The 10277-nt window shown below is 50.6% G+C and carries 14 protein-coding genes; 12 read left to right on the forward strand and 2 right to left on the reverse strand.

Going from position 1 to position 10277, the window contains the following annotated elements; translation table 11 throughout:
* Positions 1 to 132: 132 nt before the first annotated feature.
* Positions 133 to 372 (reverse strand): DUF2508 family protein, encoded by a 240-nt coding sequence (locus tag ACTRC3_RS10760; protein ID WP_440323065.1) that lies wholly within the window; start codon positions 370 to 372, stop codon positions 133 to 135.
* 159 nt (positions 373 to 531) lie between these two features.
* Between ACTRC3_RS10760 and ACTRC3_RS10765 the strand changes: the two genes are divergently transcribed.
* The 12 genes from ACTRC3_RS10765 (at position 532) to ACTRC3_RS10820 (ending at position 9983) form a co-directional block, all read left to right on the forward strand.
* Complete coding sequence (locus ACTRC3_RS10765; protein WP_349165308.1) at positions 532 to 723, forward strand: pro-sigmaK processing inhibitor BofA family protein; 192 nt, start codon at positions 532 to 534, stop codon at positions 721 to 723.
* Positions 724 to 1029: 306 nt separating this feature from the next.
* The gene (locus ACTRC3_RS10770) at positions 1030 to 2001 is read left to right on the forward strand and encodes a hypothetical protein (RefSeq protein WP_440323066.1); all 972 of its coding nucleotides are present in this window, start codon (positions 1030 to 1032) and stop codon (positions 1999 to 2001) included.
* Complete coding sequence (locus ACTRC3_RS10775) at positions 1998 to 3230, forward strand: CpaF family protein (RefSeq protein ID WP_349165306.1); 1233 nt, start codon at positions 1998 to 2000, stop codon at positions 3228 to 3230. Before ACTRC3_RS10770 ends, ACTRC3_RS10775 begins: the two co-directional genes overlap by 4 nt.
* A 10-nt stretch (positions 3231 to 3240) precedes the next feature.
* Complete coding sequence (locus tag ACTRC3_RS10780; protein WP_440323067.1) at positions 3241 to 3978, forward strand: type II secretion system F family protein; 738 nt, start codon at positions 3241 to 3243, stop codon at positions 3976 to 3978.
* 1 nt (position 3979) lies between these two features.
* A complete protein-coding gene (locus tag ACTRC3_RS10785) occupies positions 3980 to 5335 on the forward strand; it encodes a hypothetical protein (RefSeq protein WP_440323068.1) in 1356 nt (451 codons plus the stop codon).
* Between the two features lie 18 nt (positions 5336 to 5353).
* Positions 5354 to 5530: a Flp1 family type IVb pilin gene (locus ACTRC3_RS10790; RefSeq protein ID WP_435391193.1), complete on the forward strand. Its 177-nt coding sequence runs from the start codon at positions 5354 to 5356 to the stop codon at positions 5528 to 5530.
* Between the two features lie 6 nt (positions 5531 to 5536).
* The gene (locus ACTRC3_RS10795; protein WP_440323069.1) at positions 5537 to 6928 is read left to right on the forward strand and encodes a DUF5702 domain-containing protein; all 1392 of its coding nucleotides are present in this window, start codon (positions 5537 to 5539) and stop codon (positions 6926 to 6928) included.
* 26 nt (positions 6929 to 6954) lie between these two features.
* Positions 6955 to 7854: a hypothetical protein gene (locus ACTRC3_RS10800; RefSeq protein WP_349165300.1), complete on the forward strand. Its 900-nt coding sequence runs from the start codon at positions 6955 to 6957 to the stop codon at positions 7852 to 7854.
* A gap of 3 nt (positions 7855 to 7857) precedes the next feature.
* On the forward strand, positions 7858 to 8274 hold the full coding sequence (locus ACTRC3_RS10805) for a prepilin peptidase (RefSeq protein ID WP_440323070.1): 417 nt from the start codon (positions 7858 to 7860) through the stop codon (positions 8272 to 8274).
* Positions 8271 to 8693, forward strand: coding sequence for a TadE/TadG family type IV pilus assembly protein (locus tag ACTRC3_RS10810; RefSeq protein ID WP_349165298.1), 423 nt, complete (start codon positions 8271 to 8273; stop codon positions 8691 to 8693). Before ACTRC3_RS10805 ends, ACTRC3_RS10810 begins: the two co-directional genes overlap by 4 nt.
* A 4-nt stretch (positions 8694 to 8697) precedes the next feature.
* Positions 8698 to 9744: a DUF6382 domain-containing protein gene (locus tag ACTRC3_RS10815; protein WP_440323071.1), complete on the forward strand. Its 1047-nt coding sequence runs from the start codon at positions 8698 to 8700 to the stop codon at positions 9742 to 9744.
* A gap of 71 nt (positions 9745 to 9815) precedes the next feature.
* Positions 9816 to 9983 carry a hypothetical protein gene (locus ACTRC3_RS10820; protein ID WP_440323072.1) on the forward strand — a complete coding sequence of 56 codons (168 nt, stop codon included), beginning with the start codon at positions 9816 to 9818 and terminating at the stop codon, positions 9981 to 9983.
* A gap of 126 nt (positions 9984 to 10109) precedes the next feature.
* Here the strand turns inward: ACTRC3_RS10820 and ACTRC3_RS10825 are convergent, their stop codons facing one another.
* On the reverse strand, positions 10110 to 10271 hold the full coding sequence (locus ACTRC3_RS10825; protein WP_440323073.1) for a KDGP aldolase: 162 nt from the start codon (positions 10269 to 10271) through the stop codon (positions 10110 to 10112).
* Positions 10272 to 10277: the final 6 nt, after the last annotated feature.

Below are 10277 nucleotides of genomic sequence, written 5' to 3' on the forward strand. Positions count from 1 at the left end.
TCTCTATGCGGTATCGCAGCAGATAGCGGATAGCCCCTGGGGCAGACATCTCCCAATGAGCTGCTCCAAGCCACACCGGCCCGAATTCATAAGAAGCCCTCTTTTTCTTTGGTTTCCTTTAGGAAAAGTCTATCACATTATTTTCTGCAAATCAATCTGCCGCACCTGTTCCAGCAGAAATTTATACCGTTTCTGCACTGAATAAATCTCATAAGTATAGCAGTCGATCAGATCCGGATCAACCACAGTCTCGAAATTGGCGTAGGCTGTGTCCAGCGCGTTTTTTGTAAGCGTCAAATCTTCCATCAGCTGCCGCCGGGCCGAGAAGCGTTCATACTCCTCCAGCGGCTCCTCTTTTTTGAATAATCCCATAAAATCCCCCGTATCTGAAAATGAATTATCTATAGTAGGAGTATAGACTGATGGGAGAGGAAATATACGGAAAAACCTGTTTGTGTGAATTATTTTCAGGTAGCTTATGTATAAATCGAGAAAACGAGTTGTATACATTAAAAAAAAGCAGGCGGTTCTATGAAAATCATCAACTTTCTTCTCCGCGCCGTGTTTGGCGCTATCGGTATTCAGGTTATCAACGCTATCCTTCTATCCCAGAATGTTTCCGTTTTTGTGGGGTTAAATCCATTGACCATTTGTACGGCAGGAACCCTTGGAATCAGCGGGATTGGGCTGCTTTACGGAATCGCGGCCTTCGGAATTTTGTGAACCATTTACAATAGACAAACAGAAGAGCACGGGCTATACTTTAGCTACCGTCAGAGATGGCGGTTCGATCGATCAGAATTCTTACAAAAGACCGGCAGAACGTGAGCCGGTACTGTCTTGGTTTGTGTCAGACCATAATTCCTGAGTGGACAAGGGGTGGAAGGAGGACAAGGAGACATATTGCGTGAAAAAGGGGAAAACGAGAGAAAGAGGCCTGAGCCATTCCTTATGGCGGCGGTATTTCTGGGATTGGAGCTGTGGCTCAGTATGATGACCGGGCTGTTGCTGTGCTCAGGGATGTAGACGATGAGAGGAAGGCAGATGGCGGTCTGCAGCAGGGAAAGGGAGTATGTGCAGCGGTTTGCGGAGTATGTGAACCGACGCCCGGCTTCATTGCTGGCAGTCCATGGGTTTACCGACAGCGGGGAGCTTTCCGCATATACGAAAGAACATCCGGTGGATCTGTTGCTTCTGTCAGAGGAGATAGCAGCGGAGCTGCCAAAGAAAAAAGAATATGGAACTGTCATTCTGTTATCGGGGGAAGAGTATCAGACCGGGCCCCAGACAGAATATCCGAGAATCTACAAGTACCAGTCCTGTCCGCAGATCTTAAGGCAGGCCATGGATTTCTATGCGGAACAGGCAGCGGTGGTTCCGGGCGTCATGCTTCGTACAGAAGGGATGAAGCGAATTGCCGTTTATTCGCCCGTGGGGAGAACCGGTAAGACGGGATTTGCCCTGGCTCTGGGGAAGGAGATTGCGAAGAAGAGACGGACGCTGTACCTGAATCTGGAGGAATATTCGGGATTTGCGGAATTGTATCCTGTGGATGGGGGCTGGACTTTATCGGAGCTTCTGTATTTTCTGAAACAGGGAAAGTCAGCCTTTGGTTGGAAGCTGGAGGGGATGATTCGTTCCATGGGGGAAATGGATTATATACCGCCCTTACGTTCTCCTGTGGAATATGAAACTGTGAAACGGGAGGACTGGAAGCAGCTTTTGGAACTGCTTGAAAAGGAGAGCCGCTATGAGGTGGTGATTCTGGATTTAAGTGAAGCCGTGGACGGCTGGTATGAACTGCTGGATGCGTGCAGCGGGATCTATACGCCTGTGGAGCCGGATGAGACCGCGAAGGCGAAAATGAAGCAGTATGAAGAGACGTTGAAGCTGCTTGAGCTGGAGCAGATACTGGAACGGACGCAGAAGCTTGAGCTGTCCGCCTATGACGGACTGGAATTACTGGTGAAGTCCGAAGGAAAAAGGTGGTGCGAGCCGTGAAGAGAAACAGGGAGGAACTGACCCGGGAGCTTCGAGGTCGTGTGCAGGGACGTCTGGATCTGTCGCGGGAACTGTCAGACGGGGAAGTACAGGCGCTGATTGACGAAGAGATTATGCAGAAGAGCCGGGAAGGGTATCTGATGCTGGAAGAGAGGCTGCGGCTGCAAAAAGAACTGTTTAACTCCATGCGGCGTCTGGACATGCTTCAGGAACTGATTGAAGATCCGGAAGTGACAGAGATTATGGTAAATGGACCGGAAAATATCTTTGTGGAGCGTGGCGGAAGGCTGACCCGGTGGGAAAAAAGTTTTTCATCCAAAGAAAAGCTGGAAGACGTGGTACAGCAGATTGTGAGCTTCTGCAACCGGAGCGTATCCAAGGCAAGTCCCATTGCGGACGCCCGATTGGCAGATGGATCCCGTGTCAATATTGTGCTGGATCCGGTGGCGCTGAACGGTCCGGTGATAACGATCCGCCGTTTTCCGAAAGAACCGGTACGGATGCGGCAGCTTCTGGAATGGGGCTCCATCAGTGAGGAAGCCGCAGCATTTTTGCGGAAGGTAGTAAAAGCCGGGTATAACATCTTTGTAAGCGGCGGAACCGGGTCCGGAAAAACCACCGTGTTGAATGCTCTGTCAGAGTTTATCCCGGCAGATGAGCGGATTATTACGATAGAGGATAATGCGGAATTACAGCTTGACCGGGTGGAGAATCTGGTGATACTGGAGGCCAGAAATGCCAATCTGGAGGGTGAACGTGAGATTACCATCCGGGATTTGATCAAAACATCCTTACGAATGCGCCCCGATCGGATCATCGTCGGTGAGATCCGCGGGGCAGAGGCTATCGATATGCTGCAGGCCATGAATACGGGGCATGACGGTTCCTTAAGCACCGGACATGCCAACAGTCCGACGGATATGTTGTCCAGGCTGGAGACCATGGTGCTGATGGGAATGGATCTGCCGCTTACGGCAGTACGGCGTCAGATTGCGTCAGGAGTGGACCTGATCGTGCATCTGGGGCGTCTCAGGGACGGCAGTCGAAAGGTGTTGGAAATTGTGGAGCTTACCGGAATGGAGCAGGGAGAGATCTGCCTGAGATCCCTGTTTCACTTTGAGGAGGAGCCGGGGCATGAAAAAGCAGAAAAGGTGGCGGGACAACTCAGGCGTACAGAAGAACTTTTGCATACGGAGAAGCTTCGGGCAGCGGGAATAAGAGAAGAATAGGAGAAAACAGATGGATTACCGCAGATATTGTTTTCGCAGAGAAGAATATATTCGCTATGGACTGGAAGCGGCGGGGCTTAGCATGGTGATTGCGTTCTGCTTCTATAATTCTCCGGTGGCGCTGATTTTGGGAATTCCGGTAGCTTTCTGGTATTTTCGGGAGAAGAGGAAAAAGCTGTCGGAGCGGAGAAAGGCGGCCTTAAAGCTTCAGTTTAAGGACGCGGTGCAGGGAATGGCGGCGGCCCTGGCAGCAGGATATTCTGTAGAAAATGCAGTTCGGGAAACCGGGCGGGATCTGCGAATGATTTATGAGGAAAATGCGGATATGGTGCAGGAGCTGGCAGCTATGCAGCGGCGGATGGATTCAAATCAGACGCTGGAGGAAGCCATGCGGGATTTCGCGGAGCGAAGCGGAATTCCGGAAGCAGAAACCTTTGCGGAAATCTTTACGATGGGGAAGCGAAGTGGTGGCGATCTTATCGAAATTATGGAAGATACGGCCAGAACCATAGCGCAGACAGTGGAAACAGAACGGGCGATTGCGGCGACACTGGCGTCCAGGCGCTACGAGCAGAAGATTATGAATGGAATTCCCTTTGTGATTGTGTTGTATCTGCGGATAGGATGTCCGGGATTTATGGATCCGGTGTATGGAAATATCGTTGGAGTATGCGTGATGACAGGCTGCCTGCTTCTGTATCTGGGCGCCTGGTATCTGGGAAGGAGAATGCTGGAAATCGAGGTGTAGCATGAAGCTGTTAGAAAAGCTTAACCGAAGGCTGCTTGGAAAAGCCGGAAATGTGTATCCCGGAAAAGAAAACGTGGCGGAAAATTTTCGGATATTACATGCGGAGAAAAATGTAGAGGGCAGATTGGAGGCGTTTTATGGAGAGAAGCTGAAGCTTCTTATACTGATTCTGGGAGCCGGCGCAGTTCTGACGGCGGCGTTCTGGGTAAATGAACGCAGCAGTATGCTTATGGAAGAAGGACACTTTCTTCCGCGTAAGGAAAAAACGTATACCCGGGAAATCTGGGCAGTACCCGATAAGGAATCCGGAAAAGACAGGGAAGCCATTGTGGTAGAGGTAGAACCCCAGGGGCTGACAAAAGAGCAGGTGAAGGAACTGCTGGCGGAAGAAACAGCCCGCATGGAAAACTATATTATCGGAGCGAACAGTTCCCTGCAGGAGGTGCGGACGGATTTGAATCTGATTCGGGAAATCGAAGGTACGCCAGTCACCGTGGACTGGGAACTGGACTCCTATGAAGTGCTGAATCTGGACGGGAGTATCCGCAAGGAGAAGGTAACAGAGGAGGGCACGATTGTAAGCTTAAGAGGCCGCCTGCGATGCGAAGATCAGGAAAGCATCTACGAGGCAAATGTTCGGGTACTCCCTGAGATACTGAGCCCGGCCCGGCAGTGGACGGAGGTACTCTCTCAGACGATTCAGAGCTTTCAGGAGAAGAGCCGTCTGGAGAATCGGAAAGAGTTGCCGGAAAATGTGGATGGAATAAATCTGAACTGGAGGGAAAAGAAAAGCTCTTCCGTGGCAGTAATTCCCATTCTGACAGTTATCAGTCTGATTCTGGTATATACGGCGAAGGATCAAGAGCTTAAAAAGCTGGTGCAGGAACGGGAACTGGAGCTTCGCCGGGATTACGCACAGGTGGTGAGTAAGCTGGTGTTGCTCCTGGGAGCCGGAAGCGCACTCCGGATGGCCTGGGAGACGATGGTGGCAGATTATCAAAAAAAACGGGAAGCGGGAGGACCGCGGCGGTATGTGTATGAGGAAATGGCGCTGGCCTGCCGGGAGATGCAGAATGGCGTTTCGGAAGGAAGGGCGTACGAGAATTTCGGACTTCGTTGTCGGCTGCCCTGTTACCTGAAGCTGGCCGCACTGCTGGAACAAAATTTGAAGAAAGGAAACAGAGGGTTAAGCGGTCTGTTAAGAGAAGAGGTGGCAGAAGCCTTTGAACAGCGGAAAGAGCTGGCGCGTGAGCAGGGTGAAAAGGCGGCCACCAGGTTACTTTTTCCCATGGTGTTGACGCTGGTGGTGGTGATGCTTCTTGTGCTTGTGCCTGCGGGAATGTCGATGCAGATGTAAAAGGAGGAAAGTAAAATGATGAGATTAAAACAGGGATGGAAAAATCTGTGGGAGGATCAGAGAGGAATCGGAACGGTGGAAATGATATTGATTCTGGTGGTTTTGATTGCGCTGGTACTGATTTTTAAGAGTAAGCTGACTTCCCTGGTAAATGAGATTTTTGACAAGATCACAAAACAAAGCCGTCTGGTATAAAAAGAGATGAAAAAACGGGGAGAAATTACCGTTTTTCTGAGTCTGATGCTGTCCGTACTGCTGTTTTTCTTTCAGGCTCTGTTTCAGTCCGCGGAAAATGCCCTGTTTCGAAGCCAGATGGAGGAGGCGCTGGAACTCAGTGAGTATTCAGTGCTTTCGGAATATCACAGGGAGCTTTGGAAGAGGTATGAACTGTTTTATCTGGATCTGAGCTATGGGGGCGGAGCGGAGAAGACGGAGTATCTGGAGCAGCGGGCAGAGGAATTCCTGAATCTGAATTTGAAGCCGGGAAAGGTGAAGGCTCTTGAAACCTGGGATTATGCAAGGGCCACTGATGGACGCGGAGAGGCGTATTATGAGCAGGCGGTGTCTGTAATGAAGGCAAAGAGGGGAGCATCTATTCTGGAAAGCTTTCAGGAGTATGCGGAATACGTACGGCAGGCTGCCGAGCAGGAGGAAAACTACCGGGAAGCGGACGACAGGGAAAGCAGGAATCTGGAAGAACTCAGCCGACGCCGGGAAGAAGAGGAAGAGGAAGGTACGCCAAATCCGGCGGAGCAGACAGAACGGTTAAAGGGGGGAAGTATCCTGCATCTGATTCTTAAAGATCCGGGAAGCGTATCCGGGAAACGCGCGGAGCTGGCCGGGGTTCCATCAGACCGGACGCTGCTTACGGGCTCCGGTGCAAGAGGAAAAAACGCATATGGAGTCTTGAATGACGCCTGGTTTCTGGCGTATCTGCTGGAACATTTTGGAAATGCGGCAGCTTGCCTTACAGGAGAAAAGGAGGGTGGGCCGTGGCTTGATTATCAGCTGGAATATCTTATTGCAGGCCGGGATTCGGATATTGCCAATCTGGAAGCGGTATGTGGAAGATTATTGGCTATCCGGGAAGGAATGAACTATGCGTATCTGCTTACAGATTCCGCAAAGGTGGCGGAATGTACCGCTATGGCTACGCTGCTGGTAGGAGCGACACTGATACCGGGGCTGGTAGAGGCGGTAAAGCAGATGCTGCTTCTGACGTGGGCTTTTGCGGAAAGTGTTCTGGATCTGAGACTGTTGCTGAACGGAAAGCGGGTAGCATTCCGGAAAGATGCATCGACCTGGAAAATATCGCTGAGTAACGCATTGGAGCTGGGTGATTTATCCGGAATGGACGATAACGAGGATGCGGACGGACTGCTGTACCGGGATTATCTTGGAATCTTACTGACGTTGACCGGGCGGGAAAAGAAAAGTATGCGAAGTCTCGATGTGATCGAGGGCGCGGTGCGGGAAGCATCCGGCGGTCAGCGGTTTTATGTGGATCAGTGTATTGACTCCTTTCGGCTGCGGACCATATGCATGAAAGGGCAGGAGTATACGGCAGAGCGCCAATTTTGCTATGAATGGTAACAGAGGGAAAAGGGAGGTGTACCGGGATGTTCTTTCGTACAGAGATATGTCTGATTAAATTCAAAGCTCTCCAGGCAGTGGACGACGGTGGAACTGTTATTCTTGTAAATTCTGACAAATCTGTTTCTTACTCTGAGCGCGGAAGAACATCCCGGTGCATCTTCCGGAATAAGGGCAGCATGACCGTGGAAGCGGCTCTGGTTTTTCCGATTTTTCTGCTGGCTGTGACGGCGTTTCTTTATCTTCTGGTTCTGACGCAGCTGAAGATAGAGACGGGAGGAAGTCTGACGGATGCGGGAAAGGATTTGGCAGTGCTGGCGGAATATTCGGACACAGCCGGAGGCATGGGATCGACTGCAGCGGTTATACTATATGGAAAACAGGAGGTAAAGGCAGCTCTCTCCGGGAAAGTGGCGGCTGCTGTCTTAAAGGACGGAGCGGATGGACTATCTCTGCTTGGAAGCAGTTGGGATCCGGAAAAGTCCCTGATTACTCTGGAAATCTCCGGACAGGCTGTATTCCCGCCGGGAATTTCATGGTTTCATCCGGTTCGGATTCGGCAGAAACGGGTAGTACGGGGCTGGACAGGCTTTGGCGGACGGGAACGGTCGTCGAATAGTGAGAAAGAAGAAGTGGTATATGTAACGGATTACGGGACTGTCTACCATCGGGAACTGAGCTGCCGCTATCTGAAGCTGTCTATCCGACAGAGCGGACTTTCGGAAGTGGCGGATCTGAGAAATGAATCCGGCGGAAAGTATTATCCCTGTGAAAAATGCTGGAAGGAAGGAGCGGATCCTGTGTTTCTGACAGACGACGGCACGCGGTATCATCAGAGCCTGAACTGTTCGGCGATGGTACGCGGAATTCATACAATTCCGCGTTCAGAAACGATGCTGCCGCCCTGTTCCGTATGCGGAGGTTAAAAAATGTGGAAGGAATATTATGTGGCGGTGCTGTTGCTGTTGAACGGTATATGGGACTTTAAGCGGCGGGAAGTCTGTATCCCGATGATCCTGCTTTCAATGGTTGTGGGACTGGCAGTAAATGTTCGATTTCGGGAGCTGTCTGCGGTTGAAATACTGGGTGGACTGGGAATAGGAGTCGTGATGGTGATCCTGTCTTTTCTTACGAAGGGAGCCATCGGGATGGGAGACGGCTGGCTTTTGTGCGCCACAGGCGTGTTCCTTGGCGCGTCGGGAAATTTTGAACTGTTACTGACAGGAGCGCTAATCTGTGCGGCAGCGCTTGGAATCGGACTGCTTCTGGGTAAGGTACATTGGAAAGATTCGTTTCCGTTTGCGCCGTTTCTGTGTCTGGCGCAGTTCTGGAGGATGTTTCTATGAGTGCAGGGTGGAAAAGAGGAAGTTTTACGGTGGAAGCCTCGATTCTGATGCCGTTTTTGATGTGGATTATTTTCGTGATGCTGTGCCTGGGGCTGTTCTGGCATGATCGGAGTGTACTTTCTGCCTGCGCCTCGGAACTGGCAGGCAAAGGAGCGGCGCGGAAATATGAAACGGAAGCACATCTGGAAAGCTGGCTTTCCACAGAGGCGTCCGCTCTTGTAGAGGATCGTCTTTATCTTCTGAAGGTAACTGACATAACGGTGAAGGTGACGGCTGAACAGGTAACCGTGGCTTATGCGGGAAGCAGTCCGGTTCTGGGCGGACTGCAAACGAAGGAGCAGGAAAAATCCGGACGGAAAAATCCGGTCAACCTTCTTCGAAAAACCAGACTTTTAAAGGAACTGGCAGGAAAGGTGTGAAGAAATGGAGGTTAGTTACAGAAGGGAACTGGATCACAATTATCTGGTTTTGGAAGAAAAGGAATTTCAGGAGAATTATCAGGTAAATATGCTTCTGAAAAATCGGATTCCGGGGTTTCTGGAGTGCCGGATGACCAGGGTTGACAAAAAAGCGTTTTTTTATTATGAGATTACATCCAGACAGAATCTGAGACTGGTGCTGGAACGGAAGCGATTGAGCCTTACGGAGATGATAAGACTGCTGGAGGGGCTTGAGCAGGCGGCGCAGACCTGCGAGGAATATCTGCTGGATGGAGAACGGATTTTGCTGCAGCCGGATTTTATCTATCTGGATCCGGATGAATGGAAGATTTGGGTATGTTTTTATCCTTTTGAGAAGCAAGAGCTGGGTAGTCAGCTTTTGGGGTTGGCAGAGTATCTGCTGGATCATCTGGACCGGCAGGATTCCGGCGCAGTAACGCTTGGATATGAGTTTTACCGAATGGCAGGAGAGGAGAACCCTTCGATTCGCAAGCTTTTGGAAGAATGGGGGAACGCGGAAGCAGGCAGTGCTCGGAGTGTGAGTGCGGAGGCGGCGGGAAATCAGGAAAATGAAGAGGGAAAATTGGTATTTTCCTATGAAAAATTCGGAGCCGATGGGATGGCAGACAGCTCCGGTGCCTGGGAGGGAGCGCGGGAAAACCGTCTGGCGGAAAACTTCCCGGAGTGGGTGGACGCTTCATCCGGTGGAACAGCCTGCCTTGCAGGCGTCCGGGAACCGGGACTCTTTCTACGAAGCGAGAGCGCAGCTTATCCGGATCTCCGCGTCGGTAAAGAGAGCTTTATGATAGGCAAGAAAAAAGACGCCGTGGACGGCTGGCTGAAAGCCCGTGGTATCTCCCGCATCCATGCCAAAATCTCCCGGGAAGAGGACTGCTACTATCTGACTGACTTAAATTCCACTAATGGCACCTTTCTGAACGGAGGCCGCCTGGGCGTTAACGAAAAAGCCCGTCTGCGACCGGGCGATTCCGTAGGATTCGCGGATATCCGGTATGTGGTGGAAGGGTAAAAGAAGCTTGTAAATAATACATAAATCCGCTATACTGAAGGGGCAGAAAGGCGGTGGAAAGAGTGGAAGAAATGAGTGATAAAGAATTGGTCACTGTTACGATTGACAGATATACGAGTTTACAGCGTATCAAAAAAGCGAATGGGGAAACTGTAAACGAGGAATTGGATTATCAAATCAAAACACTGATGGCCATGCTTGCTTCTATGGGAGTAAACGTAGAAGATTTGACTCTGTAGAATACAGAGGGAAAGACACATGAATCATACAAAAGATAAAAGAATAGAAAAGATAAAATTATGAGGATGCTGCAGATAACAAAAGTTATGCAGCATCCTCGAGTTTTTTAAAACCGGTATCCGAACTTATACCAGCTCTTTTACGATCGCTAGCAGCTTCTTCACATCCTCGATGCGGGTGTTGCCGGTAGCCTTGTCGATGATAGAGGAGTATACGTGCGGAATCACCTTCTCTACGCCGGCGTTCAGAACGATCTCCATGATCTCGCGGAAGTTATCCAGGTCGATACCGCC

The organism is Laedolimicola sp., from assembly GCF_051972735.1.
GTDB lineage: Bacteria > Bacillota > Clostridia > Lachnospirales > Lachnospiraceae > Laedolimicola > Laedolimicola intestinihominis.

What these genes read in the sequence shown, in the direction of transcription:
- ACTRC3_RS10760 (WP_440323065.1), bottom strand. Translation starts at nt 372, where the DNA reads ATGGGATTATTCAAAAAAGAGGAGCCGCTGGAGGAGTATGAACGCTTC.
- ACTRC3_RS10765 (WP_349165308.1), top strand. Translation starts at nt 532, where the DNA reads ATGAAAATCATCAACTTTCTTCTCCGCGCCGTGTTTGGCGCTATCGGT.
- ACTRC3_RS10770 (WP_440323066.1), top strand. Translation starts at nt 1,030, where the DNA reads ATGAGAGGAAGGCAGATGGCGGTCTGCAGCAGGGAAAGGGAGTATGTG.
- ACTRC3_RS10780 (WP_440323067.1), top strand. Translation starts at nt 3,241, where the DNA reads ATGGATTACCGCAGATATTGTTTTCGCAGAGAAGAATATATTCGCTAT.
- ACTRC3_RS10785 (WP_440323068.1), top strand. Translation starts at nt 3,980, where the DNA reads ATGAAGCTGTTAGAAAAGCTTAACCGAAGGCTGCTTGGAAAAGCCGGA.
- ACTRC3_RS10790 (WP_435391193.1), top strand. Translation starts at nt 5,354, where the DNA reads ATGAGATTAAAACAGGGATGGAAAAATCTGTGGGAGGATCAGAGAGGA.
- ACTRC3_RS10795 (WP_440323069.1), top strand. Translation starts at nt 5,537, where the DNA reads ATGAAAAAACGGGGAGAAATTACCGTTTTTCTGAGTCTGATGCTGTCC.
- ACTRC3_RS10800 (WP_349165300.1), top strand. Translation starts at nt 6,955, where the DNA reads ATGTTCTTTCGTACAGAGATATGTCTGATTAAATTCAAAGCTCTCCAG.
- ACTRC3_RS10805 (WP_440323070.1), top strand. Translation starts at nt 7,858, where the DNA reads ATGTGGAAGGAATATTATGTGGCGGTGCTGTTGCTGTTGAACGGTATA.
- ACTRC3_RS10810 (WP_349165298.1), top strand. Translation starts at nt 8,271, where the DNA reads ATGAGTGCAGGGTGGAAAAGAGGAAGTTTTACGGTGGAAGCCTCGATT.
- ACTRC3_RS10815 (WP_440323071.1), top strand. Translation starts at nt 8,698, where the DNA reads ATGGAGGTTAGTTACAGAAGGGAACTGGATCACAATTATCTGGTTTTG.
- ACTRC3_RS10820 (WP_440323072.1), top strand. Translation starts at nt 9,816, where the DNA reads ATGAGTGATAAAGAATTGGTCACTGTTACGATTGACAGATATACGAGT.